The sequence below is a fragment of the Streptomyces sp. NPDC087906 genome (assembly GCF_055584925.1).
In genome coordinates this window covers 623,503-650,351 of record NZ_JBVJLC010000001.1, presented here as the reverse complement: position 1 = coordinate 650,351, position 26,849 = coordinate 623,503, and the positions used below count along the sequence as shown (strand labels likewise).

Annotated in this window: 24 protein-coding genes and 4 pseudogenes; 15 read left to right on the top strand and 13 right to left on the bottom strand. The window is 69.8% G+C overall.

Going from position 1 to position 26,849, the window contains the following annotated elements; translation table 11 throughout:
* Positions 1-84: 84 nt before the first annotated feature.
* Positions 85-1,188, top strand: coding sequence for a zinc-binding dehydrogenase (locus ACZ63I_RS02900; RefSeq protein WP_469334711.1), 1,104 nt, complete (start codon positions 85-87; stop codon positions 1,186-1,188).
* A gap of 254 nt (positions 1,189-1,442) precedes the next feature.
* Positions 1,443-3,080 (top strand): MFS transporter, encoded by a 1,638-nt coding sequence (locus tag ACZ63I_RS02895; protein ID WP_469334709.1) that lies wholly within the window; start codon positions 1,443-1,445, stop codon positions 3,078-3,080.
* 5 nt (positions 3,081-3,085) lie between these two features.
* On the opposite strand, the gene ACZ63I_RS02890 is transcribed toward ACZ63I_RS02895, so the two are convergent.
* Positions 3,086-3,574, bottom strand: coding sequence for a GNAT family N-acetyltransferase (locus ACZ63I_RS02890; RefSeq protein ID WP_469334707.1), 489 nt, complete (start codon positions 3,572-3,574; stop codon positions 3,086-3,088).
* A gap of 79 nt (positions 3,575-3,653) precedes the next feature.
* Positions 3,654-4,592: pseudogene (locus tag ACZ63I_RS02885) on the bottom strand (aminoglycoside phosphotransferase family protein); the annotation flags it as partial.
* A gap of 66 nt (positions 4,593-4,658) precedes the next feature.
* Here ACZ63I_RS02885 and ACZ63I_RS02880 point away from each other — a divergent pair.
* Positions 4,659-6,056 carry an NAD(P)/FAD-dependent oxidoreductase gene (locus ACZ63I_RS02880; RefSeq protein WP_469334705.1) on the top strand — a complete coding sequence of 466 codons (1,398 nt, stop codon included), beginning with the start codon at positions 4,659-4,661 and terminating at the stop codon, positions 6,054-6,056.
* Between the two features lie 36 nt (positions 6,057-6,092).
* Here ACZ63I_RS02880 and ACZ63I_RS02875 read toward each other — a convergent pair whose 3' ends face one another.
* The gene (locus ACZ63I_RS02875; RefSeq protein WP_469335527.1) at positions 6,093-6,983 is read right to left on the bottom strand and encodes a TerD family protein; all 891 of its coding nucleotides are present in this window, start codon (positions 6,981-6,983) and stop codon (positions 6,093-6,095) included.
* A 1,418-nt stretch (positions 6,984-8,401) separates the two neighbouring features.
* Here ACZ63I_RS02875 and ACZ63I_RS02870 point away from each other — a divergent pair.
* From ACZ63I_RS02870 to ACZ63I_RS02860, 3 genes are read left to right on the top strand one after another with little or no spacing between them, the layout of a single operon-like run.
* A complete protein-coding gene (locus tag ACZ63I_RS02870; protein ID WP_469334703.1) occupies positions 8,402-8,815 on the top strand; it encodes a GntR family transcriptional regulator in 414 nt (137 codons plus the stop codon).
* Positions 8,812-9,792, top strand: coding sequence for an ABC transporter ATP-binding protein (locus tag ACZ63I_RS02865; RefSeq protein WP_469334701.1), 981 nt, complete (start codon positions 8,812-8,814; stop codon positions 9,790-9,792). Before ACZ63I_RS02870 ends, ACZ63I_RS02865 begins: the two co-directional genes overlap by 4 nt.
* Positions 9,789-10,757 carry a hypothetical protein gene (locus tag ACZ63I_RS02860; RefSeq protein WP_469334699.1) on the top strand — a complete coding sequence of 323 codons (969 nt, stop codon included), beginning with the start codon at positions 9,789-9,791 and terminating at the stop codon, positions 10,755-10,757. Before ACZ63I_RS02865 ends, ACZ63I_RS02860 begins: the two co-directional genes overlap by 4 nt.
* 28 nt (positions 10,758-10,785) lie before the next feature.
* Here ACZ63I_RS02860 and ACZ63I_RS02855 read toward each other — a convergent pair whose 3' ends face one another.
* Complete coding sequence (locus ACZ63I_RS02855; protein ID WP_469334697.1) at positions 10,786-11,463, bottom strand: histone deacetylase; 678 nt, start codon at positions 11,461-11,463, stop codon at positions 10,786-10,788.
* Complete coding sequence (locus tag ACZ63I_RS02850) at positions 11,460-12,221, bottom strand: TetR/AcrR family transcriptional regulator (protein WP_469334696.1); 762 nt, start codon at positions 12,219-12,221, stop codon at positions 11,460-11,462. Before ACZ63I_RS02850 ends, ACZ63I_RS02855 begins: the two co-directional genes overlap by 4 nt.
* A 170-nt stretch (positions 12,222-12,391) precedes the next feature.
* Here ACZ63I_RS02850 and ACZ63I_RS02845 point away from each other — a divergent pair, with 170 nt between their 5' ends.
* Positions 12,392-14,608, top strand: a complete 2,217-nt coding sequence (locus ACZ63I_RS02845; protein WP_469334694.1) for an MMPL family transporter — start codon at positions 12,392-12,394, stop codon at positions 14,606-14,608.
* A gap of 203 nt (positions 14,609-14,811) precedes the next feature.
* On the opposite strand, the gene ACZ63I_RS02840 is transcribed toward ACZ63I_RS02845, so the two are convergent.
* The 3 genes from ACZ63I_RS02840 to ACZ63I_RS02830 all read right to left on the bottom strand — a co-directional run bounded on the left by ACZ63I_RS02840 (position 14,812) and on the right by ACZ63I_RS02830 (position 17,236).
* The gene (locus ACZ63I_RS02840; protein WP_469334692.1) at positions 14,812-16,002 is read right to left on the bottom strand and encodes a glutathionylspermidine synthase family protein; all 1,191 of its coding nucleotides are present in this window, start codon (positions 16,000-16,002) and stop codon (positions 14,812-14,814) included.
* Between the two features lie 11 nt (positions 16,003-16,013).
* Complete coding sequence (locus ACZ63I_RS02835; RefSeq protein ID WP_469334691.1) at positions 16,014-16,235, bottom strand: hypothetical protein; 222 nt, start codon at positions 16,233-16,235, stop codon at positions 16,014-16,016.
* 269 nt (positions 16,236-16,504) lie between these two features.
* Positions 16,505-17,236: an SDR family NAD(P)-dependent oxidoreductase gene (locus ACZ63I_RS02830; RefSeq protein ID WP_469334689.1), complete on the bottom strand. Its 732-nt coding sequence runs from the start codon at positions 17,234-17,236 to the stop codon at positions 16,505-16,507.
* A 122-nt stretch (positions 17,237-17,358) separates the two neighbouring features.
* Here ACZ63I_RS02830 and ACZ63I_RS02825 point away from each other — a divergent pair, with 122 nt between their 5' ends.
* Positions 17,359-18,417: an Lrp/AsnC family transcriptional regulator gene (locus tag ACZ63I_RS02825; RefSeq protein ID WP_469334688.1), complete on the top strand. Its 1,059-nt coding sequence runs from the start codon at positions 17,359-17,361 to the stop codon at positions 18,415-18,417.
* On the opposite strand, the gene ACZ63I_RS02820 is transcribed toward ACZ63I_RS02825, so the two are convergent.
* Positions 18,405-19,067: a DUF4232 domain-containing protein gene (locus ACZ63I_RS02820; protein WP_469334686.1), complete on the bottom strand. Its 663-nt coding sequence runs from the start codon at positions 19,065-19,067 to the stop codon at positions 18,405-18,407. The two genes, ACZ63I_RS02825 and ACZ63I_RS02820, sit on opposite strands and share 13 nt — an antisense overlap.
* A gap of 330 nt (positions 19,068-19,397) precedes the next feature.
* Here ACZ63I_RS02820 and ACZ63I_RS02815 point away from each other — a divergent pair, with 330 nt between their 5' ends.
* Positions 19,398-19,859, top strand: a complete 462-nt coding sequence (locus tag ACZ63I_RS02815) for a pyridoxamine 5'-phosphate oxidase family protein (RefSeq protein WP_469334685.1) — start codon at positions 19,398-19,400, stop codon at positions 19,857-19,859.
* A gap of 65 nt (positions 19,860-19,924) precedes the next feature.
* Positions 19,925-20,611: a hypothetical protein gene (locus ACZ63I_RS02810; RefSeq protein ID WP_469334683.1), complete on the top strand. Its 687-nt coding sequence runs from the start codon at positions 19,925-19,927 to the stop codon at positions 20,609-20,611.
* On the opposite strand, the gene ACZ63I_RS02805 is transcribed toward ACZ63I_RS02810, so the two are convergent.
* The 4 genes and pseudogenes from ACZ63I_RS02805 to ACZ63I_RS02790 all read right to left on the bottom strand — a co-directional run.
* Positions 20,608-21,237, bottom strand: coding sequence for a hypothetical protein (locus ACZ63I_RS02805; RefSeq protein WP_469334681.1), 630 nt, complete (start codon positions 21,235-21,237; stop codon positions 20,608-20,610). The genes ACZ63I_RS02810 and ACZ63I_RS02805 overlap by 4 nt on opposite strands.
* A gap of 43 nt (positions 21,238-21,280) precedes the next feature.
* The gene (locus ACZ63I_RS02800) at positions 21,281-22,126 is read right to left on the bottom strand and encodes a hypothetical protein (protein ID WP_469334680.1); all 846 of its coding nucleotides are present in this window, start codon (positions 22,124-22,126) and stop codon (positions 21,281-21,283) included.
* On the bottom strand, positions 22,069-22,650 hold the full coding sequence (locus ACZ63I_RS02795) for a hypothetical protein (RefSeq protein WP_469334678.1): 582 nt from the start codon (positions 22,648-22,650) through the stop codon (positions 22,069-22,071). Before ACZ63I_RS02795 ends, ACZ63I_RS02800 begins: the two co-directional genes overlap by 58 nt.
* Before the next feature lie 447 nt (positions 22,651-23,097).
* Positions 23,098-23,310 (bottom strand): annotated as a pseudogene (locus ACZ63I_RS02790) (rodlin); the annotation flags it as partial.
* Between the two features lie 2 nt (positions 23,311-23,312).
* Here ACZ63I_RS02790 and ACZ63I_RS02785 point away from each other — a divergent pair.
* From ACZ63I_RS02785 to ACZ63I_RS02765, 5 genes and pseudogenes are all read left to right on the top strand, one after another.
* A pseudogene (locus ACZ63I_RS02785) lies at positions 23,313-24,318 on the top strand (C40 family peptidase); the annotation flags it as partial.
* 100 nt (positions 24,319-24,418) lie between these two features.
* Positions 24,419-24,711, top strand: a pseudogene (locus ACZ63I_RS02780) (DUF6112 family protein).
* A 36-nt stretch (positions 24,712-24,747) separates the two neighbouring features.
* Positions 24,748-25,101 carry a hypothetical protein gene (locus tag ACZ63I_RS02775; protein ID WP_469334676.1) on the top strand — a complete coding sequence of 118 codons (354 nt, stop codon included), beginning with the start codon at positions 24,748-24,750 and terminating at the stop codon, positions 25,099-25,101.
* A gap of 186 nt (positions 25,102-25,287) precedes the next feature.
* Complete coding sequence (locus tag ACZ63I_RS02770) at positions 25,288-25,857, top strand: hypothetical protein (protein WP_469334674.1); 570 nt, start codon at positions 25,288-25,290, stop codon at positions 25,855-25,857.
* A 21-nt stretch (positions 25,858-25,878) separates the two neighbouring features.
* The gene (locus ACZ63I_RS02765; protein ID WP_469334672.1) at positions 25,879-26,799 is read left to right on the top strand and encodes a hypothetical protein; all 921 of its coding nucleotides are present in this window, start codon (positions 25,879-25,881) and stop codon (positions 26,797-26,799) included.
* The last annotated feature ends 50 nt before the right edge of the window (positions 26,800-26,849 follow it).

Here is a 26,849-nt window from a genome sequence, read left to right as displayed (position 1 = left end):
CCGCAAGCCCGGCCGCGAACCCGTCTGCGAAGTCGGCCGCGAAGCCAGCCGCGAACCCGCCGAACCCCAAGGAGCCCGCCCGCCATGCACGCCATCGTCCTGCACGCCTTCGGCCCCGCCGAGAATCTTCGCCACGAACGCACCGACGACCCCGTACCCGCCCCCGGCCAGGTGAGAATCGCCGTCGCAGCCGCCGGCGTACACCTCCTCGACACCGCCCTGCGCGAGGGCATGACCGGCCCCTACCCGGCCCCCGCCGAGCTGCCGACCATCCCCGGCCGTGAGGTCGCGGGCACGGTCGAGTCGCTCGGCGAAGGCGTCGAGGCGAGCTGGCTCGGCAAGCGCGTCGTCGTCCATCTGGGCATGGTGCCCGGCGGCTACGCCGAACTCGCCGTCTGCGACGTGACCCGGCTGCACCCCGTGCCCGACGGGCTGGACGAGGCCGAGGCCGTCGCCATGATCGGCACGGGCCGTACGACGCTGGGCATCCTCCAGTTCACCGACCTCGGCCCCGACAGCACCGTCGTCGTCACGGCGGCGGCCGGCGGTATCGGCACCCTCCTGGTCCAGTACGCCAAGAACGCGGGCGCGACCGTCATCGGCCTGGCCGGCGGCCCCGCCAAGGTCGCCAGGGTCACCGCCAACGGCGCCGACCTGGCCGTCGACTACACGGCCCCCGACTGGGCGGCGCAGGTCGGAGCGTTCCTGAGAGATGGAGCTTTCCCGAGAGATGGAGCCTTCCCCAGAGATGGAGCCTTCCCGAGAGATGGAGCCTTCCCGAGAGACAGAGCATCCCTGACAGACGGCGAAACCGCCGGCAAGGGTGCCACGATCGTGTACGACTCCGTCGGCGGCCCGACCGCGCTCGCCGCCGTCGACCTCCTCGCCAGGGGCGGCCTGCACGTCGTCTTCGGCTGGTCGGGCCAGGGCATCCGCGACGGGGAACCGCTGACCTTCACCGACGACGAACTCGCCGCGCGCGGCATCACCTCCCGTACCGTCCTCGGCCCCCCGATGGTCCAGAAGGCAGGCGGCGACCTGCGCGTACTCGAAACACGCGCGCTCGCCGACGCGGCAGCGGGCCGGGTGCGCCCCGCCGTACAGCGCTTCCCACTGGCGGAAGCCGCTCTGGCGCACCGGTCGCTGGAGACGCGGGCGACGACGGGCAAGGTCGTCCTGGAGCCGTAGGCGGGCCCTGGCCGGGTCCTGACCAGGCCCTGACCAGGCCCTGGCCGGGCTCTAACCGGACCGTGGCCGGGCCCTGGCCGGGCTCCAACCGGACCGTGGCCGGGCTCTAGCAGGACCGCGGCCGGACGCGGTCCTGCCGCACGCCGCGCGGGCGAACACCGGCAATCCATGGTGTTCTGGGCAAAAGGTGCTCTGCGTAGAAGCCCAGCCCCTGCCGCGGCAGAGGCCGCTGTCCACAGTGGAGGAATAACCCGATGACCGATCCGGCGACCTCCGGCGCACAGCCCGGCCCCCGCCCCGGTTCCCAGCCCGGCACCCCGGCCGACATCTCCCCCAACGCACCCTCCGGCACCCCGTCCGGCTCCCAGCCCGGTGCCCGCCCCGGCGCGCCGCAGCAGGGCTCCGGAGACCAGCCGGACGCCCACCGCTGGTGGGCGCTGGCCGTCATCGCGACGGCGCAGCTCATGGTGGTGCTCGACGCGACCATCGTGAACATCGCGCTCCCCTCCGCCCAGCGCGACCTCGGCCTGACCAACGGCAACCGGCAGTGGGTCATCACCGCGTACACCCTCGCCTTCGGCGGCCTGCTGCTGCTCGGCGGCCGGGTCGCCGACCTCGTCGGCCGTAAGCGCACCTTCATCATCGGCCTGATCGGCTTCGCCGCCGCCTCCGCGATCGGCGGTGCGGCGCAGGGCCCCGAGATGCTGTTCGCCGCCCGTGCCCTCCAGGGCATCTTCGCCGCGCTGCTCGCACCGTCCGCGCTGTCCCTGCTGACCACGACCTTCACCAGCGGCCCCGAGCGCGCCAAGGCCTTCGGGATCTTCGCCGCCATCGCGGGTGGCGGCTCGGCGATCGGGCTGCTGCTCGGCGGCATCCTCACCGAGTACCTCGACTGGCGCTGGTGCCTGTACGTGAACGTGCCCATCGCCGCGCTCGCCGTCGTCGGCGCGCTGACGCTCCTCAGCGACCGGCAGGGCACCAAGGGCGCCCATCTCGACATCCCGGGCGTCATCCTCGGCTGCGGCGGTCTGGTGGCCATCGTGTACGGGCTCAGCGAGGCGGAGTCCGACGGCTGGACGTCCTCGCTGGTGCTGACGATGTTCGCCATCGGCGTCGTGGCGCTGTGCGCGTTCACGTGGTGGCAGACCCGCTCCCCCGGACCGCTGCTGCCGCTGCACATCGTGCGGGACCGCAACCGCGGTGGCTCCGTCATCCTCATGGGCCTGACGACCATCGGTCTGTTCGGCGCGTTCCTGTTCATGACGTTCTTCCTGCAGAACATCCTCGGCTACTCGCCGCTGCGGACCGGTCTCGCGTTCCTGCCGATGTCAGCGGCGATCATCATCGGTTCGACGCAGATCTCCGCCCGGCTGCTGCCCCACGTGCCGCCGCGCGTCCTGATGGTCCCCGGCCTGCTGCTGGCCTCGGGCGGGCTGTTCTCGCTGCGGTTCATCGACACCCACTCCAGCTATCCGTCGCACATCCTGCCCGGGACGCTGCTGCTGGGGCTCGGCCTCGGTCTCGTCTTCATGCCGGCCATCTCCACCGGCACGGCGGGCGTCTCGCCGCAGGACGCTGGGGTCACGTCGGCGACGATCAACACCGCCCAGCAGGTCGGCGGCTCCATCGGGACGGCGCTGCTCAACACGATCGCGACGACCACCACCGCCACGTACCTGACGAGCCATCTCGCCGCCGCTGCCCGCAAGGGCGGACTCACCCCGTCGGCGAAGCACCAGATCGTCAACACCGGTACGGTCCACGGCTTCACCGTGGCCATCACCTGGGCGTCGGTCATCCTGCTGGGCGCGGCGGTCATCTGCGCGCTGATGGTCAACGCGAAGTCGCCCAGCAAGCGCGAGGCGAGCCAGGCGGCGGCAGTGTCGGGCTGACCGCGTCAGCCCCCGACGACGGGAGGCGCGCCCAGCGCGCTCAGCGCATCGTCCGTCAGCCGGAACACCGTCCACTCGTCCTGCGGCAGCGCCCCCAGCGACCGGTAGAAGGCGATGGACGGCTCGTTCCAGTCCAGTACCGACCATTCCAGGCGCTCGTACCCGCGCTCGGCGCAGATCCGGGCCAGCTCGCGCAGCAGCGCCTTGCCGTAGCCGTGGCCGCGCGAGCCCGGCCGTACGTACAGGTCCTCCAGATAGATCCCGTGCACCCCGCGCCAGGTCGAGAAGTTCAGGAACCAGAGCGCGAAGCCGACCGGCTCCCCTTCGGGCGACTGGGCGATGTGCGCGAAGGCGGCGGGCCGCTCGCCGAACAGCGCCTCGTGCAGTTGCGCCTCCGTGGCGCGCGCCTCGTCCAGTGCCTTCTCGTACTCGGCGAGTTCACGGACCATGGCGTGGATCGCCGGGACATCGGCGGGTGTGGCGTCACGAATCATGCCCGCAGCCTGCCCGATCGACCGCCGGGCGCGCCACCTCACGACCGGTAGGAGCACCTGACCGACGGCGCGGCGCGAGCAGCGTCCGTGCCACGTACTCCTGGTCGGGCCCCAGCCGTCCCTCCCCGCTTGTCCGCTTCCACAGCGCGATCTGCAGCACCCGCGCCAGCGTCCAGGCCCCCGCCCGCTGCCGGTCGAGCCCCAGGACCTCTGTCATCAGGTCGAACCGCCATCGCACGTCGGCCGCCTCGAACCGGTTGTGGAGCGCGGGCAGCAGCTCGAAGCCGGGGTCGCCAGCGAGGGGTTTCGGGTCGATCGCAAGCCAGGGCGCGCGCCCGGCCGCCAGTACGTTCTCGAAGTGCAGGTCCCAGTGGAGCAGCCGGTCGCCCGGCTCCGCCGCCACTTCGCGTACGGCTGCGGCGCAGTCGGCGAGCAGCCGCCGCTCGCCGGGGTCGTCGACCGTCCGCAGGACGGCGGGTACGCGCTCCAGCATCCGGGCCACGATGTCGCCGAGCGTCCGGAGCCCTGCGGGGGCCGGGACCGTCGTCAGCCGGGCCAGCGTCTCGGCGATGATCCGTACCGCCTCCCGGATCTCGACGCGCGACAGGTCGCGGGCGGGGTCCAGGGCCTCCAGCAGCAGCGTGCCCGTCGCGTCGTCGTACGCCAGCAGCCGTACGGCGCCGTCGCCGCCCCAGGCGCGCAGCGCGACCGGCTCGCCTGCCGTCTCGTCGTCCCGGATCTGCAGCTTCAGCACGGCGGGCACACCGGCCGCCCCCGCACCGTCGGCCCCCGTACCGGCCGCCCCCGCACCGGCCGCCCCCGCACCGTCCACGCGCGTCACCGGCAGCACCAGCGCGCACATGCCGTACATCGAGGGGCCCGTGACCCGCAGCCCCCACCGGTCGAGGAACTCGGCCGCCCGGTCCGGCAGTTCGGCGATGAACGCGCGGCCGGCAGCGCCCTGGTATCTCGTCTGGGTCGCGACCAGCTCCGCAGGAATGTCCAGCACGGCGCCGATCCTACGGACGAGCAGCCAACCGGCAATCCTGGACACAGCCACCTGCACAGGTGTACGAACACCCACATGAGCAGCACGATCAACGGCGGCATTTCCTTCTGGTACGCGCAGGACGGCATCCCCGCCCCACGGGAACCACTCCCCGGTGACGCGACGGCCGACGTCTGCATCGTCGGCGGCGGCTACACCGGTCTCTGGACGGCGTACTACCTGAAGAAGGCCGTGCCCTTCCTCAACATCACCGTCCTCGAAGCGAAGTTCTGCGGGTACGGCGCTTCGGGGCGCAACGGCGGCTGGCTCTACAACGGGATCGCGGGCCGCGACCGGTACGCCAAGCTGCACGGCCACGAGGCCGCCGTACGTCTCCAGCGGGCCATGAACGACACGGTCGACGAGGTCGTGCGCGTCGCGGCCGAGGAGAAGATCGACGCCGACATCCACCAGGGCGGTGTGCTGGAGGTCGCGTACACCCCGGCCCAGCTCAGCCGGCTCAAGGACTACCACTCCGTCGAGATCGCCTTCGGCGAGACCGACCGGGTGCTGCGCGGCGCGCGCGAGACCGCTGAGCGGGTCAGGGTCACCGGAGCCGTCGGCTCGACGTGGACCCCGCACGGCGCGCGGCTGCACCCCGTCAAGCTCGTGAAGGGGCTGGCGGCGGCCGTCGAGGCGCTGGGCGTCACCATCCACGAGTCGACCCCCGTCACGGAGATCAAACCCAAGCACGCGACCACCCCGTACGGCACCGTACGCGCCCCCTACATCCTGCGCTGCACCGAGGGCTTCACCGCCGGGATCAAGGGCGCGCGCCGCACCTGGCTCCCGATGAACTCCTCGATGATCGCGACCGAGCCGCTGCCCGCCGCGCTGTGGGACACCATCGGCTGGGACGGCCGCGAGACCCTCGGCGACATGGCACACGCGTACATGTACGCGCAGCGCACCGCCGACGACCGCATCGCGCTCGGCGGTCGGGGTGTCCCGTACCGCTTCGGCTCGAAGACCGACAACGACGGTCGTACGCAGGCCGCGACGATCGAGGCGCTGCGCGAGATCCTGGTCCGCTTCTTCCCCACCACGGCGGGCGTCCGGATCGACCACGCCTGGTCGGGGGTGCTCGGGGTGCCGCGCGACTGGTGCGCGACCGTCACGCTCGACCGCGCCACCGGGCTCGGCTGGGCGGGCGGTTACGTCGGCTCGGGCGTCGCGACCACCAACCTCGCGGCCCGTACGCTGCGCGATCTGATCCAACAGGACAGCGGCCAGTCGGGACCCACCGAGCTGACCACACTGCCCTGGGTCAACCACAAGGTGCGCAAGTGGGAACCGGAGCCGTTCCGTTGGCTCGGCGTCCACGGCATGTACGCGGCGTACCGCACCGCCGACCGGCGCGAGTCCACCGCCCGTACGACGACGACGACGACACACGGCATCGCACGGGCGGCGGACCGGATCTCGGGGCGCTGACGTGAGGCCGGCCGCCGGTATCCACCGGCAAGGTCGTCACTCCACCTCTATACCGAAGTCCGTGACCAGTTCCCCAAGTCCGCCCCGGTAGCCCTGCCCGCCCGGTACGAAGTTCCAGTCGCCGTTGGATCTGCGGCGGAACGACCCCAGTACCAGCGCCGTCTCGCCGGGGCGGCCGTCCGAGACGTCCAGCCGGTCCAACTCGGCGCCCGAGGTGTCCCGCAGCCGGATACCGGCGTCCGTGAAACCCGACAGGTCGGCTTCCGGATTCACCACCGGATCGACCGCCGCCACGAGTACGAGCCGGTCGGCGCCGCCCGGCAGACCGTCGAAGCCGACCCGGATCGCGGCCCGGTCGCCTGCCGTCGCCGGGACCATCCGGACCGAACCGTCCGGTGTGCGGGCGTTGTTGAAGAACACGAAGTGGTCGTCGCTCAGCACGCGGTTCCCCCGGCACACGAGCGCGCACACGTCGAGCCGCACCGGCCCGGCCCAGGTCATACCGAGGGTGTTGAAGTCACCGCCGGCGCCGGGAGCCCCCTCGCCGGCGTCGGGAGCCCCCTCGTCGGCGCCGGGGTCCGGACCCGGCGCACCGTTGGACCCCGGCCCCGCCCCGTCGCCCAACCGCCCCCGCAGCCCGTGCTGATGCAGCAGCTCCACCAGCTCGGCGCCCGACACCAGGGTCAGCGGCTTCCCGTTGGCGAAGGTGTACGAGCCGGGGCCGAAACCCGAAGTCGTCACCAGTACGCCCTTGTTGGCGCCCGCGCCCTGCACCGTGCCGTACAGGTCGCGCACCGCCGTCGGCGGCACGGTGTTGCGGTACCGCTTCACCTGCACAATGATCTTCCCGCCGCTGATCGGGTCCGGGTCGAGGGCGTCCACATCCACCCCGCCGTCGTTCGACCGCTGCGTCATCAGCGCCTGCATGCCGCGCGCCCGGAACAGCTCGGCCACCAGCCGCTCGAACTCCACCGGGTCCATCGCCAGCAGATCCGGCTCCTCGCCACCGCCGTGCGACACCACCCCCGAACCCACCTGGTCGGGGAAGCGCGGGGGCCGCACGGCGGCCCGCTGGTCGGGGCGCGCCGACAACTGGCCGCGCAGCGCCTCCGTCACACAGTCCACCGCGCTGACCAGCTCCAGGTTCAACGCGTCGAAGTCGGTGCGCTCGGCCGAGACCGAGGCCAAGTACACCCGCGCCTCCTGGCCCGTCGCGGGGTCGAAGTCGTCGACGAAGCCGTTCACGACGACCGAGCGCACCGTACGGAACTCGTCCGCCACGAAGAGGTCACGCACCACCAGCAGCACACACTGCGCCAACACCCCCCGGTACAGGGCGCGTCGCTGTGTGACCGGCCGCGCTGTCTCCTTCTCCTGGTCCTGACTCGGCACGAACCGCACCGACTTGACCTCCGGCACCACGTCGAAGCCGGGCAGCTCCCAGTCCAGCACCAACTGGCCCGCCGCCCGGTCGAAGGCGGCCGACACCTGGCGGGGAAACCCCTCGGGCCAGGCGGTCGACGCGTACAGCGCGGCCGAGAAGTAGTCCACGACCGCGTCGGGCTCTCCGTCCCGCAGGGCCGACGCCATCGTGGCGACGCCCGCGTTGTGCGCGCGTACCTCAGCCAACTGCCCGCCCGCCCAGGCGTCGTACTGCTGCCGGTACGCCGCGAGGTGCTGCTGCCGCTGCCCCTCGGCGTGCTGGGCCGCCCGCAGATCGTGCTCGTACCGCGCCTGCGCCTCGCGCTGCGCCGCCGCCCGGCGGCCCGCCGACCAGCCGCCGCCCTGCGGCTGGTAGCGCGCCGGGTCCGGCATGGGTACGGGGAACGCCAACTGACCCGGCGCGAAAGGCTCGACGTCCGCCGCGCGCGACAGCGCCGACGTACGGAAGGCGGGCGCCCGGCAGCCCGCGACCAGCAGGCCCTCCAACGCGGCGACGCGCGCGTCCAGTTCGGCCGTACGGCGCTGCGCCTCGGCCTCGCGCTGCCGCCGGTACTCCGCCTGCTGCTCCCGGTTGGCCCGCGCCGCGTCCCGCGCGTACGCCCGCTGCTGCCGCTCGTACTCCCGCTGCTGCTGGGTGGCGGACCGTATCCGCGCCTCCTGCTGCCGCTGCTGCTGTCGCTGCGCCTCGGCCCAGACCCCCACCAGGCCGCTGGAACGACGACTCATATGGCCACACCTCTCCCCACCCGCCCACACCCGAAAGGCAATTGTCCCGGACACCGATGATCCCCCGGAACGCACCGGCACCGGTCCTCCGCGACGAGCCCGCGCCCCCCGGCTTGACGGCGCCGTTCCCGCTGTGCGAACTTTCACTAGTCAATTAGTGAAAGGGGCCCTCGCCGGTGGCCGAGCAACGACTTGCGTACCGCATCGACCGGCGCAGCGGCGTCCCGGCGTACCTCCAGATCGTCCAGCAGACCGAGCAGGCACTGCGGCTGGGACTTCTCGAACCCGGGGACAAACTCCCCACGGCGCGCGAGGTCGTGGAGGCCACGGCCATCAACCCGAACACCGTGCTGAAGGCGTACCGCGAGCTGGAACGCGCGGGCCTGGTCGAGGCGCGGCGGGGCGTGGGCACCTTCATACTCGCCACGCTCGGCGACACCGGCGCCGAGTCGGCCTTACGGGCGGCCCTGGACGACTGGGCCCGCCGGGCCCTGGCGGCAGGCGTCGACCGCGCGGGCGCGGCCACGCTGCTGACGGCAGTACTGGACCAGCACTTCCCGGCCGAACACCTCCCGAAGGGGGAGCAGTGAGTATCAGCAGCGGCGCTCCGGCCGTGATCGAGGCGGACGGTCTCAGCGTCAGCTACGGCCGTGGCCGCAGCGCCACCCGCGCTCTGGAGGGCTGCTCCTTCCGCGTCCCCGCAGGCAGCGTCTGCGCGCTGGTCGGCCTCAACGGGGCGGGCAAGTCCACCCTCCTGCGGATCGCCGCCGGGCTTACCCGGCCCACCGGCGGCAGCGTCAGGGTCCTCGGCGCGGCCCCGGGCACGCACCGCGCGCGGGTCGGCTATCTGGACCAGCACCAGCCGCTCTACGCGTATCTCTCCGTCGCCGACACCCTCGCGATGGGCGCCGACCTCAACGCCGCCCGCTGGGACGCGGCGTACGCGGCCGGGATCGTCGCACAGGGCGGCCTCGACCCCAGGCGCCGAGTCCGCGACCTGTCCGGCGGCGAACGCACCCGGGTGGCTCTCGCGCTCGCCCTCGGCAAGCGGCCCGAACTGCTGCTGCTCGACGAGCCGATGGCCGACCTCGACCCGCTCGCCCGGCGGGAGTTGATGGGGCTGCTGCTGTCCGACGCCGCTGAACACGGCACCAGCATCCTGCTCTCCTCCCACATAGTCGCCGAACTGGACGACTCCTGCGACCACTTGCTGCTCCTCGGCAACGGCCGCGCCCACCTGGGCGGTTCGGTCGAAGCGCTGCTGGCCGCACACGCCGTGGTCACGGGCCGGGACGCCGACCTGTCGCCGCACACGGTGGTCGAGTCACGCACCACCGGCCGTGGTCGCACCGCCCTGATCCGCCCGCGCGGACCGCTCGCCGGCCCCTGGGACGCCGCGCGACCGACCCTGGACGAGCTGCTCGTGGCCCACCTCCGCACCCCGGAGGCACCGGCCTTCCTCACCCCGGACATGAGCGGGCCGGATCCGAGCGGGCACGCCGACGAGAACGCAGCCGCCGCAGCCGGGACCACCGACAACCGCCCCTCACAAGGACTCCTCACATGACCGCGCCCGCCGCCACCGTCGTCCCCACCCCGCAGGAAGAGCGCTCCGCGGGCCGCCCGTCAGCACGCGCGCTGCTCAGGGCGGAACTGCGCCTGCACCGCGGCGCGTTGTGGATCTGGGCCGGATACGTGGTCGTCACCGCGGGACTGCTGCTCTGGCTGTACGGGCCGGGCGCGCACGCCACGCAGCAGGCCTTCGACCGGTTCGGCTACGCCGGGGTGCAGGAAGACGCCTGGAGCGGCGGGGCGTTCAGCAGCGTCCTCTCCGGCACGTACAACGACCTCTTCTACGACCCGGCCACCTTGATGGGGCTCGCGTCGTTCGCCGTCGCGCTGTTCGCGGCAGGCCCGCTGATCGCCCGCGAGCTGGAGAGCGGCACCCACAGACTCGCCTGGTCGCAGTCCATATCCCCGGCGCGCTGGCTGGCCGCCAAACTCGCCGTCCCCGCCGTCGTCCTCGCCCTGACCACGGCCGTACTGGTCGGGCTGTACCGGCTCGTCTGGTCCGCCCACAGCAACCTGCTGCTCGCCGGCTTCCCGCCCCGCCGGCTGTACTTCTCCCTCGGCCTCGCCACCGTCGCCGTGCCGCTGCTCTCCCTGGCCGTCGGCGCGCTCTGCGGCCTGCTGCTGCGCCGCACACTGCCGGCCATGGCCGCCGCGGGCGTGGTGCAGTACGCGATCACGGCGGTCCGCAGCGGCTCCTGGCCCTTCCAGCGCACCTACGGGGTGCCCGAACTCTCCGTCCACAGCCGGGCGATCACCTCGTCCGGCGCGCGGATCGCCGACCCGGAGTGCTACGACAACCTGCGCTGCCTCGCCCACCACGACATCGTCGGCTTCACGCGCCATTACGTGCCGTCCGCCGACTTCTGGCCCCGCCAGCTCACCGAGACGGGCGTCCTTCTCGCGCTGACCGCGCTCGCGATCGCCGCCGCCTTCTGGGCCCTGAAGCACCGTACCGCCTGAACGGCCTTCCACAGAGACCCTGTTGGGGTCAGTCCTCTGTCACATCGGCGATCAGGTCCACGATGTCCTGAGGACTCCACTCGCCCGCGGCGCCGGGGCAACTCGCCAGATGGCCGGCGATGTCGCGCAGGTCCCAGGCGCCCGCCTCCACGAGCCCGGCGGCCAGGTGCCTGAGGTACGCGGCGGACGGCTTGTGCCACGCGACGTCGTCCACACTCCACGGAGCGGTGAAGGTGAGCGCGGGGAAGCCGTCCACACTCCCCGGACACAACAGCGTCTCGTAGCGCCCGGGACCGAGTACCGACCGGCCGGTCTCCAGCACCTCGGTCAGATCCAGATCGGTGCCCGGGGCCCGGTACATCTCCTGGGCCGCGATGTCGGAGAACTGCCCGGCGGTGACCAGATGCGCGCGGGCCGGCACGCGCCGGCCGCCGGCCGGATCGTAGAAGGCCCGGCCGCCCGTCCACACCAGCGACTCGGTGGCGAAGTACAGGCAGCCGCGCAGCTCGACCGGCACGGACGCCAGCGGCGGCCGGCCGTCCCGACAGCCCGGGTACACCGCCGCCGTGCCGGGCGGCCGGCCCCCGGCGAGGTAGTACGTCAGCCGGTCCAGGTGCATGTTGGAGCCGTACGAGACGTACCAGACGCGCGCCGCCGACCCGCTCGCGGCGCTCCTCGGCCCGATGACACTCAGGTCTTCCCTCATGACTCTTCCGACGGGATGCGGCGGTAGATGTCGTCGAGCAGGTTCCGCATGGCCATGCGGAAGATCTCGGCCTGGTGCTCGCCGAGGAAGACGCTGTGCCCGAACACCTCCAGGGCGACGAGTCCGTGCAGGTGGCCCCAGGCGCTGAGCAGCAGCGCCGTCGCGGGCGGGGGCAGGTTTCCCAGGCCGTAGTGCGGCAGTTGTGCCAGGTAGGCGTGGAGTGCGGGTGAGAGTGCGGAGGCGTCGGCCGCCGCCAGTTGCTCCGGGGTGAAGCCGCCGAACAACTCGCGCTCGAAGATCGCGCTCATCCGGCGCGTCGCCTGGGTGGTCGGACCGTCGACGGGGGCCGCGTAGCCCCGTAGCGGTGTCCCGTAGAGGAGTTGGAAGTGCTCCGGATGGGCAATGGCCCATTGCCGGTAGCCCTCGGCCGCGACCAGCAGGCGCGGCAGGTCGGGGGTTTCGGCGGCGAGGTCGGCGGCGAAGTCGGCCGCGTGGTCCGCCGCGTCCGTCGCGTCGTCGACGGCGGCCTGTACGGCGTCGGCCAGGTCGACGTACGCCTTCGTGACGAGCGCGGTGACGAGCGCGTCCCGGCTCGGGAAGTAGTGGTAGAGCGCCTGCACGGTCATCCCGAGGCTGCGGGCGACCGCCCGCAGCGACAGCGCGGCGGGCCCGTGTTCGGCGAGATGGCGCTCGGCCGCGTCCACGATCTCCTGCGTGGCTGCGGCCCTGCGCCGCTCACGCAGGGTGGGCTGGGCCATGGCGTCCTCCTCCATGTTTACGGTGTGAGGAAAATCTAACACTGCCAAATTCCCGGCCGCCTCACTAACGTCACTCACGGCGACGAAGAGCGCGACAACTCCGGCTGTTCCGCGTCACTTTCACCCTCCGGAAACCCGGAACCACGTAGGAAATCCAAAGGAGAAGGCGCGTGTTTGAACGCATAGCCGAACTGGCGATCCGCAGATCCCGGCCGGTACTCGTCGTCGCCGTCGTGGCTGTGGCTCTCATGGGCGCCTTGGGCTTCGGTGCGTTCGGCAAGCTGCTGGGCGGCGGGTACGACGACCCGGCCTCGCAGTCAGCCCGCGCCGGCAAGGTCATCGAGGAGAAGTTCGGCGGGGAGACGAACCTGATCCTGCTGGTCCGCACCTCCGAGGGGCGCGTCGACGCCCCGGCGGCCCGGCAGGGCGGCGAGTCCCTGGTGGCCGAACTCAAGAAGGAGAAGGCCCTGGAGAACGTGGTCTCCTACTGGGAGACGGCCAGCCCCGACCTGCGCTCCAAGGACGGTCGCGAGGCCATGGTGCTCGCCCATGTGACGGGCAACGACACCGAGCGGGACGAGAACACCAAGGCCCTCGTCGACGCGTACGCCGGACCGTACAAGGGCGGCCTCACCGTGCAGGCCGGCGGCGGCGCCGCCGTGACCAGCGAGATGGGCACGCAGTCGGCCGACGACCTCGCCCTCGCCGAGACCATCGCCGTACCGATCACCCTTGTCCTGCTGCTCCTTGTCTTCGGCAGCCTCGTGGCGGCCCTGCTGCCGCTGGTGATCGGCGTCGTCGCCATCGCGGGCACCTTCGCCGAGCTGTACATCCTCGGCAGTGTCACCGACGTCTCCGTCTTCGCGATCAACCTGACCACGGCCCTCGGGCTCGGACTGGGCATCGACTACGCCCTGTTGATGGTCAGCCGCTTCCGGGAGCAGCTCGCCACCGGGGCGAGCGTGGACGACGCGGTCCGGCGGACGGTGAATACGGCGGGCCGTACGATCGCGTTCTCCGCCGCGACCGTCGCGGCGGCGCTCGCCGCGCTGCTGGTGTTCCCGCAGTACTTCCTGCGCTCGTTCGGCTACGCCGGCATCGGTGTCGTCGTCATCGCCGCCCTCAGCACGCTGTTCATCATGCCCGCGCTGCTCGTCGCCCTTGGCCACCGCGTCAACAGCGGGCGGCTCCCGTGGGTGAAGCCCGCGCGCCCCAACTCCCGTACGCCCTTCTGGGGTCGGCTGGCCGGCACCGTCATGCGGCGCCCCGCGCTGACCGCGCTGCCCGTCCTCGCGGTCCTGCTCGTCGCGGCCGGCCCGCTCCTCGGCATCACCTTCGGCACACCGGACGAGCGGGTGCTGCGCTCGGACGCCGAGAGCCGCCAGGTGTCGTCCGTCCTGCAGGAGAAGTTCAACGGCAACGACGACGCCGCGCTCCACGTCGTCATCGACAAGCCCGTGGGCAAGGCGCCACTTGAGTCGTACGCGGCCGAACTGGCCGGTCTCCAGGGCGTCGTACGCGTCGAGACCAGCGCGGGCACCTACGGCGACGGCGTCGGCGGGTCCGGCAACGGCAATCCGGCGCTGGGCCGCCCGGACGCCCAACAGCTCAACGTCGTCAGCACCGTGACACCGAAGTCGGACGAGGCGCAGACCCTGGTCGGCACGGTGCGGGCGGTTCCCGCACCCGCCGGAACACACACCCTGGTGGGCGGGGCCGACGCCGAACTGGTCGACTCCAAGGACTCCATCGGCAGCCGCCTCCCGCTCGCCGTCGCCCTGGTCGCGCTGACCACCTTCTTCCTGCTCTTCCTGTTCACCGGCAGCATCATGCAGCCGCTGCGCGCGCTGCTCCTCAACATGATCAGCCTGGGCGCGACCCTCGGTGTGATGACCTGGATCTTCCAGGACGGCCATCTCTCCTCGCTGCTCGGCTTCACGGCGCAGCCCATGGACGTGTCGATGACCGTGCTGATGTTCTGCATCGCCTTCGGCCTGTCGATGGACTACGAGGTGTTCGTCACCAGCCGCATCAAGGAACTCCACGAGCTGGGCGAGGACAACGAGTCCTCCGTCACCAACGGCCTCGGCCACACGGGCCGTATCGTCACAGCGGCGGCCTGCCTGCTGGCGGTGAGCTTCTTCGCCTTCGGCACGGCCAAGCTCAGCTTCATGCAGATGTTCGGCCTGGGCAGCGGCCTGGCCGTCCTCATCGACGCGGTGGCCGTACGCGGCATCCTCGTACCGGCGGCGATGCGCCTGCTGGGCCGTACGGCCTGGTACGCCCCGGGCCCGCTGCGCAGGTTCCACAACCGCTTCGGCCTCAGCGAGTCGGCCCCCGCGCCGGCCCCGGCGGCAACCCCGGAGCTGGTGACCGAAGCACGCTGACCGACACCGCGCCGCACGGCGAACCGCCCGCCTCCGGGGTATTGGAGGCGGGCGGTTCGCCGAAGCGCCGGTGCACCACCCGACCCGGTGCACCACCCTCGTCGGCGGACGCCCGGCGGGGCCCGGTGGGGCCCGGTGGGGCCCGGCGGGCGCCCGGTAGGGCCGGCGGGCGCCCGGTAGGGCCGGCGGGCGCCCGGCGAAGGTCACGTAATGATGTGCGGCAGGAAACGCGCGTACTCGTCGGTGATCAGCCCCGCGGACTCGCGGATGCCGAGCCCCGCCGACTCGTCGCCCACCACCCACGCGCCCAGCACCACCCGGTTCCCGTCGAAGTCGGGCAGCGGCGCCAACTCCTGGTAGCAGCAGGGCTCGTCGGCCCGTACGACGGGGGCGGCCCCCGCCTCGTGCACACTGACGCCGGCGCCCTCGCGGCCGAGCAGCGGCTTCGCGACGTAACCGCCGGTGGCCGCCAGCTCGCGCGGCCCGTCCAGATAGGCAGGGAGCAGATTGGGGTGGCCGGGGTTGCGCTCCCAAAGAATCGCCAGCAGCGCCTTGTTGGACAGCAGCATCTTCCACGCGGGCTCGATCCAGCAGGTGGTGCCCGTGCCGCCGCCGTTGTCCAGGGTGTCCATGACGTGCTCGCCGAAGCGGTCGGTCACCAGCCATTCCCACGGGTAGAGCTTGAAGCAGCTTCGTATGAAGCCCAGTTGCTCGTCCACGAACCGCCCCGACAGTTCGTCCCAGCCGATCGCCTCGACGGAGAGCGCCGACGTGGCTATGCCCGCCTGCTCAGCCGTCTCGCGCAGGTACGCGACCGTCATCAGGTCCTCGCCCAGCTCGTCGGACTCGGAATGGGCGAAGTGCAGCGGCCCCGGCGGCAGCAGATGCGCCTGCTTCCGCCAGCCGTCGACCAGCCGTTCGTGCAGCGAGTTCCACTGGTCGGCGCGGGGAAACCGCTCCTCCATCCAGAACCACTGCGCGCTCGCCGTCTCGACCAGCGACGTCGGGGTGTCGGCGTTGTACTCCAGCAGCTTGGCCGGCGCACCGTCCGTACCGCCGTACCGCAGGTCGAACCGCCCGTACAGGGACGGCTGTTCGGCCCGTCGCTGCCACGACTCGGTGATGAGGCCGACCAGCCGCCGGTCGGTGATCCCCAGAGAGGCGAAGCGGTCCTCGGCCACGATGAACTCGGCTGCGTCGAGGCAGAGTTCGTGCAGCTCCTCGACCACCTCTTCCAGCGCCTCCACCTCGGGCAGCGAGAAGGAGTAGTACGCGCTCTCGTCCCAGTACGGGCGGAGCGAGTCGTCGGGATAGCGGGTCAGGGGATAGACAACACCCTGCTCCTCGACGATCCGCTGCCAGTCAGGACGCGGTGTGATGGTGTGGCGTCGCATCGGCCGAAGCCTCAGCCGCCGTGCGAATCGCCATGGCCGCCGAAGCCGCCCCGGCTGACCGCCGACTTGTCGAAACTGCCACCGGTCAGCCTGCCGCCACGGACCTTGCCGCCGTAGTAGTAGCGCCCGGTCCCGCCGTCACGGCACTGCTTGTCGTCGATCTTCTTGTACGTCGACGGGTCCACGCAGCGCTTGTCCGGGTCGGAGGAGCAGGACACGAGCGTCGCCGCCAACAACCCTATGCTCCCCAGGACCACGGTCCCCGACCGGAAACTGCCTTGCCGTACCGCACCCATCCGAACCACTCCTCCCCCGCGGGCCGCCCATCGGCAACGGGCCGCCCCTCGGCAATGCCAGCCTAAGCACCTGCCTGATCCTTCGGATGCCCGGGTCTCCCCCGCATATGGCCTTGCACACCGGCCCAGTTGCGGAGCCACCCCCTCCGCCGGCCTCTATATCCCTGGGCACTTACCAGGGCACGGTGCTCACCACGGCACGGTACCTACCACGGCACGGTCTCGCCGTTGCGGTCCAGATACGCCAGTCCGGGCGTGCCCAGCCTGGACAGCAGGACGTCCACCAGGAGCGGGACGGTCTCCTCCATCGTGAACGGTGCGTCGGGGCCGCCGAGTTCGGTGCGGATCCAGCCCGGCGCCAGCAGGACGAGGGCGCGGCGCTTCTCGGCCTGGCGGGCCGCGAAGCTGCGCATGAACATGTTCAAGGCCGCTTTGCTCCCCCGGTAGACCTCGCGGCCCCCGTTGGTGTTGTTCGTGATGCTGCCCTGCCCGGACGTCATCGCCCCGATGAGACCGGTCGGGGACACGAGGTCTTCGAGCGCTTCGACGACGCGCATCGGGCTGAGCGCGTTGGTGACCATCACCTCGACGAAGTCGGCTGTCGGAACCGCGCCGATCGGGGTCTGTTCGTTGCTCGTGATGCCCGCGTTGACGAAGAGCACGTCGAGGCGGCGATGGGCGAGACGCTCGTACAGCGGCGGCAGATGGCCGGGCTCGTTGATGTCGAGACGCTCGATGGTGACGCGCCCGTCGGCGGCGTCCGCGAGGTCGTGCAGCGGCGTTCGCGCGGCGGTGTCGCGTACCGTGCCGATGACGCGCCAGCCCCTGTCGAGGAACTCGGCCGCCAGCGCGTGGCCGAGGCCGCGCGAGGCCCCGACGATGAGGGCGGTCGGCGGCTGCTGGTCGGTGGGAGTCGGTTCTGGGGCAGTCGATGACATCCGGCGTCATCTCCGTTCGTTACGTGGTGGGGGCCTGCGGGGTACCTGTTGGATGCCTTCCAAGTCTGTCCGCCGTGCCGCCGCCGCGGCGGTACGACGGGGCCGATCTGTAGGATTTCCCCATGCCAGAGCCATCGGTGTCTGATTCCGTCGCCGTACAGCCCGATGATGTGCGGATCATTCGCGCACTGCAGATCGCTCCCCGGGCTTCCTTCACCGCGATGGCGACCGCGCTCGGCCTCACCGAAAGCGCCGTCAACCGCCGCTACCGGCGGCTGCGCGCCGAAGGCGTCGTCCGAGTGGCCGGGGTGGTCAACCCGGGGGCGCTGGGGCAGAGCCGGTGGCTGGTACGGCTCCGCTGCCGCCCCGGCAGCGTCACGGCCATCGCCGACGCGCTCGCCAAGCGCGACGACGTCAACTGGGTGGCCGTGAGCGCGGCGGGCTGCGAGATCACCTGCGCGACCCAGTCACGTACGCGCGAACAGCGCGAAGACCTGCTCGGCCAACGGCTTCCGCGCACCGCAGCCGTGCTCGACATCAACGCCTTCGCCATGCTGCGCCAGTTCATGGGAGGCCGAGGTCACTACTGGGCCGCCCTGCGCGGCGTGCTGACCCCGGCGGAGGAGGCCCTGCTCGGGAGCGACGGTTCACCGTTCACGGAATCTCCGGTCGTCGCGCGCGACCCCGTACCGCTCACCGCCGACGACGAGAAGATCCTCGACGCTCTTGCCGTGGACGGTCGCGCCGGCCTCACCGACCTCGCCGCGGCGGCGGACTCCACCCCGGGCCGCGTGTCGCGCCGTCTGCACGCCTTGCTCCTGAGCCGCGTCGTCCAGATCGACGTGGAAATCGCCGCGGCGGCACTCGGCTATCACACCCGGGCCAACCTCTGGCTGCGCGTCCATCCGTCGGCGGTGAAGACCTTCGGGCGCGCCCTGGCGCAGGAGCCCGAGATCGCCTTCGCGGCGGCCGTCTCCGGCCCGTACAACCTCCACGCCGTCGCGCACTGCCGTGACCTGGACGAACTGTTCGAGTTCACCTCGGACCGCATCGGATCCATGCCCGGCCTCCAGACCATAGAGGTCTCCCCGGTCCTGCGGCACGTCAAGCAGGCAGGCACGCTCCTGTCGGGCGACCGCCTAGTGGAACGCGCCCGCAGAAGTCCGCGTCAGCCACCCTGACCGGCGCTGCCGACCGGGCCGACCCGCACCCGGGTCCCGGGGCCCTCCGTGGCGGGCAGGGTGCTGGCGCCCGGCCAGTCAAGGGTGACGGACTTCGTCTCGTCCGGCGGGGTCACGACCAGGCCCGTGATGCGGATGCCGGAGCCGCCGGACTTGTTGAACGGGTAGTTGATGGGGAAGGCGGTCGACTTACCGCTCTTGAGCACGGCCGAGGTCGTCTCCTGCCCGGTCCGCTTCGCGGACAGCGACCCGGCGTTGGTCTTCAGGTCGACGCCCGCGTACCCGGAAATCACGCAGTCCCGGCCGCTGCTGTTCTTCATCTCCACCGCGACGGTGGCGTCGGTGTCGCCGTCGATGGTGCTGTCCGTCGCGGTGATCTCAAGGTCGTCGGTACGGCACTTGCCGACCTTGCTGCTCGCGTTGGAACCGTCCGCCGCGGAGTCGTTGCCGCCGGACCCACTGCCACCCGAGTCGCCCCCGCCACCCTGATCCGAGCCGCCCGAGCCCGAACCACCCCCTGAGGAAGCCGTGTTGGAGGCGGCCGACGACGGGGCGCTCTGTCCCGCGCCGTCGTCGTCGCTCTGGCAGGCGGTCAACGAGAGACCCGCGACAACGGCCAGGGCTGCGAAGGTGAGCTTGTGAACGCGCATCGTTTCTACCTCAATGTCAGTTGGCAGTGTGGGGACCGCTCCGTACGTCTCTGACCATCAGGACCGACCCGCTGCGGGACCGCGTTCCGTACAACCACCGCCTAGGACACGCCTGTTACGCGCCCACCCAAGCCCCACCCCCACCAGAGCCCGCCCCCGCCCAGCCGCAGAGCCGATTCCCACCACGGCCCACCACGGCTAAGCACAGCCCCACGACAACGGCCCGCTGGGACAGACCCGTAACGCAGCGGGCCTTGAGGCTTGTCGGTCGGTGGGAGTAGGACCAGCGCCTCATGCGCGCTTTTGAACCGCTGATTAAGGTCGGCGTTCATGCAGACCACAGGAATCGCTCGTCGTGATGTGCCGGAGCGCAGGCGCGACACTCTTGAACGGCTCGTCGCAGAGCGGGACATGTGGGTGTCGACGGCCCATCCGGAGCACGGCCCGCATCAAGTGCCGCTGTGGTTCCGCTGGGACGGCCAGGCCGTATGGCTGTGCACCGGCGAGACCTCCGCGACCGCGCGTAACGCACGGGAGGATCCCCGTGTGCGTCTCGCCTTGCCGGACGCCTTCGACGTGGTGCTGCTGCACGGACAGGCGGAGTGCTTCGCGGACCAGAGCGTTCCGGAGGACGCCGCAGACGCGTTCGCCGAGAAGTTCGGCTGGGACCCTCGTACGGAGGAAGGCCGCTTCCTCTACATACGCGTGACGCCGAAGACCGTGCTCGCCTGGCGCGGCGCGCCCGAACTGCGCGGCAGGGTCCTTATGCGCGAGGGGACGTGGCTGGAGTAGCCGTCGCCGACCTCGCCGACCGGCGACGGGGCCCGGTGTCAGTGGCGTCCGCTTGGATGTGCCGTATGACTGTTTACGACGCCGCCGAGGCGCTGCCCGACATCCGGTCCCTGCGGGACCTGTGCCGGTCGATGGCCATGGCGGAGGCGGTCCTCAACCCGGAAGGCGAGCGGTACTACTCGTTCAACTCCCGCTGGTCGGAGACCGAAGCGCTCGCGTCGATGCGAAACGGATCGGGCGACGAGTTCGACATCGTCTTCTCACCCGCCGGTGCGTACATACGCGGCTTCGACCACGAGTCCCCGCTGAGCCCGTACCACCGCGACGCCGCGCCGGCGCCGTGGCCGGGAGTGCTGGACTCGGTCCCCGCTCCGTTCCGGAAGTACGTCAGCGAACCGGCCTTCACGGACGAGGACGGCACCCCCGTCGTGACGGTCTGCATGTGGCGCCGGCCGACCGACGACCGCTGGCAGGCGGGCCGGATCGACTTCCCGGGCGGCCACCCTGACCCCGACGGCTCGGAGTGGCTGTTCGGCCTGCTCATCGACCCGACCCCCGAGGCGTTCCAGTCGTTCGCCAAGGACTACTACGAAACCCCCGTCACCCTCGAAGCAGTCCGCCACCTCTACAACCTGCACCCCCTGACCCACCCGGTGATCGCCGCCCTCAACCCGACCGCCTCGCCGGACGACGTAACCGCAGCAGCCAAAACAATCGGCTACCCCACGCCGCCCTTGGAAGCGGTGGGTTAGTCGAAGGTGATGGTGTCGCAGACACTGGCGAGGATGGTGACGCAGGCGTCCCAGTTGTCGATGCTCTCGGTGGAGACGCTGAAGTCGGCCATGGCGGTGCGGCCGGTGATCGGGACGAAGACGTGGAGCTGGCGGACTGTGGAGGAGCCGGCGCCGTTGTCGAGGAGGTTGACGGCGTGGTCGACCTGGACTTCTTCGGTGAGCAAGACGGCGGATGCGGGGGTGCGGCCGGGGCCGGTGGGGAGGATGACCAGGCCGACTTCGGCGTCGGGGTAGGTCGCGGTCATCTCGGTGGTGATCCAGTCGATGGTTTTGCCGTCGTTGAGTTCGCTGGGGCGGATGGTGACGGTGAGCAGGTCGGAGACGGTTTCGTCGGACTTGGAGTCGTCCTTGGCGACAAGGATGCCGGTGTAGACGGCGCCGTTGTCGGCGAGGAGGTCGATCATCGTCTGCTGGCCGACGACGGCGTGCATCATCTCTTCCTCGGTCGGCTTCGGGTCGAGGGCTTGGAGCTTGGCGAGGGTGGCGTCGGCCCGGTCCTGCGGGTCGCGGGTGAAGTCGATGTTCTCGAATTCCTCGGGGACCTGGAACCTGAAGGGCATCTCGATGGTGGTGGTGTCGGACATGCCGCGGGTCCTTTGCTGTTCGAGTACGGAACGGCGGGGGTGGTCAGCGACGACCGATGATCTTGGTGAAGAGGCCCAGGGAGACGGTCCCCGCCTTCTGGAATCCGGTGCCGATGACGCCCCAGTTGCCGATGGTCTGGCCGTAGTTGGCGATGAAAGCGGCGTTGGTGGCGATGTCCTTGCCGTCGCTCTGGTCGGTGCCTGTGGTGAGCTCGATCACCAGCGGCACCTGGGTGGCGAGGTTGATGCCGCCCTGGAGGACCTTGCCGATGGTGACGCCCTGGGCCGTGAGGACCTTCGGGCCCCGGGCCGCCACCTGCTTGCCGAGGTAGCCGAACACGGTGGACGCCTCCGAAGCGGCGGGGCCCGCGACCGCGTTCACGAAGGCCCGGCCTCCCGACCTGGCGGCGATGCCGAGCTTTCCGACCGACACCATGGTGGTGCCCGCCGTCTTGGCGCTCTTGGCGACCGCTCCGATGCCGGGGATCAGGGCCAGCATGTCGACGCCGATCCCGACCAGGGCGCCGGGCTTGTCCCAGTCCCCCTTGATCGAGACGCTCGTCGCGTGCGCGCCGAGTGAGGCGGCGGCGAACAGCAGGGCGGCCGATCCGGCGAAGGGGGTGAGGATCGGGATCAGGGCGAGGACGCCCTCGACGGCGGAGAGGATGCCCAGAATGTCACCGGCCAGGCCCCAGCCGTAGTCCTCCTCGGCCTTGCGGGCCGCTTCCTCGGCCGCTTTGACCTTGGCGTAGTAGAAGGCTTCCTGGTTGGCCCAGGCCGCCTGGCGGAGGCCGTTCTCGGTGACCATGGCGAGGATGAGGAGCTGGCGCCTCAGCAGCAGCGCGCCGTTGACCACCTGGCGCAGCTCGGCGAGGGGGATGTCCCGCACCGTGTACTGGAGGGTTCCCTGGAGGATGGTCTGGGGATCTGTTTTTTCGGTGTCCCGCCGTCCCGAGGGAAGGGGACCTCGGGGTGGATGAACGCTTCGTACCGGTACTGGAAATCCTCCTCCCAGCGGCCTCCGCGACAGAGTTCCCGCATCTCGTCCACGGCCGGCTGGTACCGCGCCTGGTTGCTGTCCAGGTACGCCTTCACCGCCTCCGGCTCGTTCCAGCGCAGAGCGTCGGCGCGGCGGTCCAGGTCCTTGAAGACGGCGAGGATGCGGTGCTCCGTCTCGATGAAGTTGCGGATCAACTTGTCGATCTCGCGGTAGTCCTCCGGGCGCAGGGCATCCGGGTCGAGCTTCCACAGCTTCACCTTGAGCCGCGGGTCGCTGGTGACCGCGTCCAGGTCGGTGCGCAGACGGTGGAGCACGGCCATGCCCGGGGTGTAGCCGAGCCCACGGTCGGGCCTGCGGGTCTCCCTGCCACTGAGGTTGTCGTACTGGTAGCGGATCATCGATGTGGCTCCCATGTCAGCGAGAAGTCCCCCGACAGCCCACCGGGGGACCTTGGTGGTGCCGAAGCTCCCTACGCCACAATCGGATCCACCCGGTCTACGGACCGAGCGACGCGGAGACGGCGCAGCGGAAGCCGGACACGCCCCGTACAGGCGTCCGGCTCCAACGCGATCCAGCACTCACCCACACAGGCCGGCGCACAGACCAGCTCAGTTGTTTCGGGCACCAACCCACACCATTGCGTGAAGCCGCACCCATATACCCGCACAAACACCCACCGATGTGCTCAGAAGATCACCCCAGACCCCAGCCATACGCACCGCCACCCGAGCCGTGGCTGCGTAGTGTGCGTCGACCGTCCGGCTCTGTTTGTGAGCAGCGCTCCCACTCGGCAGGTCAGCTTCGGCTCCACGGATGGAGCCGGTTGTCACCGACAAAGCCGCTGCACAGGGCAAGGCTTGTCAGCCGTTGGCGGCGCCGTTGCCGGAGAGCACCGGGATCTGATCGAGGATGTGCGACAGCGGTTCGTCGCCCTTGGCCTGGGTCGAGTTCTCGGTGCACTGCTGGTTCTGCGGCGCGGACAGAACGGGCACGTCCTGCAGGACGGTGACCGGGACAAGCCCGACAAGGGACGCGAGGTTCGCCTTGACGGGAACGCCAAGACACGGCTTGTGGCGCAGCGATGGCCGCTCAGGTGAAGGCCATTCTGGACGGCGGCAGTCCCGGTACCGTCACGGTTGCGGGGCTGGACAACCCGGCCGAGCAGGTGCCCAACGCCGAGACAATCCGGGCCACGGGCCTGGCCACGGGAGTGTCGGCCCGCGGGCAGATCGTGGCGCTGGCAACTGCGCTGCACGAGAGCGGTCTGCGCAACCTCACCTATGGCGACCGCGATTGGCTGGGCTTGTTCCAGCAGCGGCCCTCGCAGGGCTGGGGTACTGTGACCGAGATCCTTGATCCTGTCTACGCCTCCACGAAGTCCTACGAGGTGCTGGAGCAGGTTTCCGGGTGGCAGTCGCTGTCGGTCGCTCAGGCTGCTCAGGCAGTGTAGAGGCCGGCCTTCCCCGAGGCCTACGCGAAGTGGGAGCCGCTGGCAACCGCTCTGCAGAAGGCCCTCGAATCTCTGCTGGCACCGACCGGCTCTGGAACGCCGACTCCGGCCCCTTCGGGCTCCGCTGCCACCGGCCGTGCGCACGGGTGTCGGAGGCGACTGTTGGCCGGGCGGGGACGGTACCGACTTCGGGGTCATTTCGCCGGGTTCGGTGCTAGCCGTATACACGATCCCGGCCCACGCTCCGGCGAAGGCGCAGACTGCGATCCGCTGGGCGCTCGGCCAGCTCGGTATCGACTACCAGTGGGGCGGGTCGTGTACCGATTCGCACGGGCCGGATCCGATGGGCAAGTGCGACTGCTCGTCGTTGATGCAGCAGTCGTACAAGGCCGCTGGGGTCATCCTCTCGCGGATGACGTATACGCAAGTCAAAGAGGGCAAGCCCGTCTCGGTCGATGCCCTTCCCAGTGATCTCGTCTTCACCGAGGGCACTGCCGCCGCTCCGGAGCACGTCGGGATGTAGATCGGCTCCGGCCTGATCGTCAACGCCCCGCACACCGGCGCCGTAGCGGACATCAACATCCTCACCTCTTGGAAGCCGCACCTTCTCGCGGCCCGCCGCGTCGTCTGACCGGCGCTTCTCCCCCTCCCCTCCCTTCTCTCCTCCCCCCGCGGGCTTTGACGCGCCGTTTATCGAACTGGAAGTTCCCTATGTTCTCGCCGACAAGGTGATGCGGCTCGCCTTCGATCCCGGGATCAAACCGAACGAGCGCGGCTTGCCGGGCCTCTCCTTACTCAAGCAGGTGATGGGCTCGATCAACCCCTTCGGGATCATCGCCGTGGTCGAGGCGATGGCGGTCAGCGCCGGAGTGTGGGCCGGGGGTCACAACTCCGGCGGGCACCAGGCCGAAGTCAACGGCAAGAAGGGAGTGCTGGTCTCGGCGGGCACCGCCCTCCTGTTGGGCGCCGCGCCGCCAACGGGATCGTGGCGTTCTTCTCCAAGCTCGGAACGCAGGTCCACTGATGCCTGCCACGTCCTCGAACCCCGGTGCCGCGTCCCGTGTACGCCGCCAGGGCCCTGCTCGGCACCGCGGTTCTGGTGGTCCTCGTCGCTCTCGCCGGGCTCACCGCCTACCTCACCCGCGACGGCCGCTCCTCCACCAAGCCGACGGTCCAGCAGACGACTTCGGTCTCGCCGACACCCGGCTCCTCCACGACAGCGACCACTCCACCACCGCACGGCGTGAACAACGCGCTGCCCGTGCCACCGGACACGCACGACCCCGTCGTCTTCGGGAAGGCGGCGATCGTGGCGCTGTGGTCCTACGACACCCGCGCCTACTCCCAGCTCGAACTGGTCTCGGCCTGTCAGGTCGTCGGCCTTGTAGATGCGACCTCTGAGCCCATCTCCTGAATCCAAACCCGTGAAGAACATGGGCGGTTTTGGTGATGATCGTGACTATTTGTGGGTCTGTCGTGAACACGACCGAGCCCATAGAGTGATGACGCGAGAGCAGCGAGTAAGAAGTTCCAGTCGCTGACGCACTAAGACTCATGCTGCAACAAAGAAGGCCGCCGTCCCAACGGCAGGCATTTCCGTATGAGCGCGGATCACGGATACAGCAAGACGGCCACCATTCGCGACCTCTCGAAACCATTTCTCCATTTCCCACAGATTGGACGGAGACGCATGCGCAGAGTATTCACGACACTAGGAGTTCTGGGTGCTGCACTCACGGCCTCTATCGGCATGACGTCTAGCGCTTACGCCAACACCGACGACACGAATCTGTACAGTCTGTCGGCCTGCGATTCAGACTCCAATTCAGTGTTCAAATTCCACATCTACTACAACTCCGGGGAAGGCGGCGCATACCGAAACATTGGATACAGTGTTTACGATTTCAACGCACTCCGTCCGGGCGGTGACGACCCCGGCACTCACCCCCTTCACTTCTGCACTTTTGGGGCGAGTGCCCCCTGGCCGGGATCGGGGCAGAACATCAAAAATAACGCCGCCTCGGGAGATAATACGCACCCCAAATACACCGCCCGCGTCTACTTCCACAGTGCGTACAAGGGAGTGCAGGATGTCATGGGCCCATATCAGCACATTGATCGATTCGTGAATGTGTACAACCAGAATGCTTCGTTCGAATGGACTTCGTGAAAGAAAGAGGGGAACGGGAAGATGAACAGAGGCACGCTCGTCAAGTTTGGTATTCCGATTCTTGCTTCGGCTGCTGTGGGCGCGGTTGTGTTCGCCTCCGCGACGCCGGAAACCCACTCTCCTGAAAACAACAGTGCGGCTTCCGTTCCCGCCCCTGCTGAGGTGAAGAATGATGCCGCTGCGCAGCCCTTCGTAGGCGATCCACATGATCCCGCCACATGGAAGCTTCCCGTGGAGGCGTACATGCTGGCACCATCGGAGAAGACGCTGGTCAGCAGCACAAGAGACGAGTTGATGGACGAGTGCGTTGCGAATGCGGGTCATCCTGAGTGGCAGCCTGCACCCGACCTTCCCGCCCTGGGCGGGAAGACGCTTATGGACTGGCGTTACGGAATCCATGACGGACAGTTGGCGGCCAAGAACGGATATCACCCGGATCCTATCGAGCAACAGGCATATGACGCCGCTATGACTGCTGGTGCCGTGGATGAGTCCGGTGTCGACGACGGGATCATACGGAAATGCGCCGAATCGGCTGATTCTACCGTCGCTGCGCCGAAATCCGACGCCCTAGTACAGCAAATCAGCGGTGATTCCTACCGGGCGTCCCTAAAGGTGCCGGCCGTGGTCGAGGTGTTCGCCGACTGGTCCTCATGCATGAAGTCCAAGGGGTATGACTACAAGGAACCCATGAGTGCCAACGACGACCCGAGATTCAACGATCAGTACAAAATCTCGGCTCTTGAGATCGCGACTGCCAAGGCGGACGTCGAGTGTCGAACCCGCTTCGACGTTGAGCGAGTCTGGTTTGACGCCGAAAGTAAAATCGAGCAGGCCTCTATCCGAACGAATCAGAAGGCCCTGGACAGTGTGAAAGCAGCGAACAAGACGAATTTCGCCAAAGCTTCCGCAGTCGCTGCTTCGAATGGTGCTATGCGTTAACTGCCCGCGAACTTCAGCTGAGCGATACAGCCACCTGATGCCGCCCGCTC

Bases quoted from the DNA above. Each gene is read 5' to 3' on its own strand.
- ACZ63I_RS02850 (WP_469334696.1), bottom strand. From the start codon at position 12,221: ATGGCCCAGCCCACCCTGCGTGAGCGGCGCAGGGCCGCAGCCACGCAG.
- ACZ63I_RS02900 (WP_469334711.1), top strand. From the start codon at position 85: ATGCACGCCATCGTCCTGCACGCCTTCGGCCCCGCCGAGAATCTTCGC.
- ACZ63I_RS02860 (WP_469334699.1), top strand. From the start codon at position 9,789: ATGACCGCGCCCGCCGCCACCGTCGTCCCCACCCCGCAGGAAGAGCGC.
- ACZ63I_RS02795 (WP_469334678.1), bottom strand. From the start codon at position 22,650: ATGGGAGCCACATCGATGATCCGCTACCAGTACGACAACCTCAGTGGC.
- ACZ63I_RS02830 (WP_469334689.1), bottom strand. From the start codon at position 17,236: ATGTCATCGACTGCCCCAGAACCGACTCCCACCGACCAGCAGCCGCCG.
- ACZ63I_RS02855 (WP_469334697.1), bottom strand. From the start codon at position 11,463: ATGAGGGAAGACCTGAGTGTCATCGGGCCGAGGAGCGCCGCGAGCGGG.
- ACZ63I_RS02765 (WP_469334672.1), top strand. From the start codon at position 25,879: ATGAACAGAGGCACGCTCGTCAAGTTTGGTATTCCGATTCTTGCTTCG.
- ACZ63I_RS02875 (WP_469335527.1), bottom strand. From the start codon at position 6,983: ATGCAGGCGCTGATGACGCAGCGGTCGAACGACGGCGGGGTGGATGTG.
- ACZ63I_RS02810 (WP_469334683.1), top strand. From the start codon at position 19,925: ATGACTGTTTACGACGCCGCCGAGGCGCTGCCCGACATCCGGTCCCTG.
- ACZ63I_RS02840 (WP_469334692.1), bottom strand. From the start codon at position 16,002: ATGCGACGCCACACCATCACACCGCGTCCTGACTGGCAGCGGATCGTC.
- ACZ63I_RS02880 (WP_469334705.1), top strand. From the start codon at position 4,659: ATGAGCAGCACGATCAACGGCGGCATTTCCTTCTGGTACGCGCAGGAC.
- ACZ63I_RS02890 (WP_469334707.1), bottom strand. From the start codon at position 3,574: ATGATTCGTGACGCCACACCCGCCGATGTCCCGGCGATCCACGCCATG.
- ACZ63I_RS02815 (WP_469334685.1), top strand. From the start codon at position 19,398: ATGCAGACCACAGGAATCGCTCGTCGTGATGTGCCGGAGCGCAGGCGC.
- ACZ63I_RS02825 (WP_469334688.1), top strand. From the start codon at position 17,359: ATGCCAGAGCCATCGGTGTCTGATTCCGTCGCCGTACAGCCCGATGAT.
- ACZ63I_RS02805 (WP_469334681.1), bottom strand. From the start codon at position 21,237: ATGTCCGACACCACCACCATCGAGATGCCCTTCAGGTTCCAGGTCCCC.
- ACZ63I_RS02770 (WP_469334674.1), top strand. From the start codon at position 25,288: ATGAGCGCGGATCACGGATACAGCAAGACGGCCACCATTCGCGACCTC.
- ACZ63I_RS02820 (WP_469334686.1), bottom strand. From the start codon at position 19,067: ATGCGCGTTCACAAGCTCACCTTCGCAGCCCTGGCCGTTGTCGCGGGT.
- ACZ63I_RS02895 (WP_469334709.1), top strand. From the start codon at position 1,443: ATGACCGATCCGGCGACCTCCGGCGCACAGCCCGGCCCCCGCCCCGGT.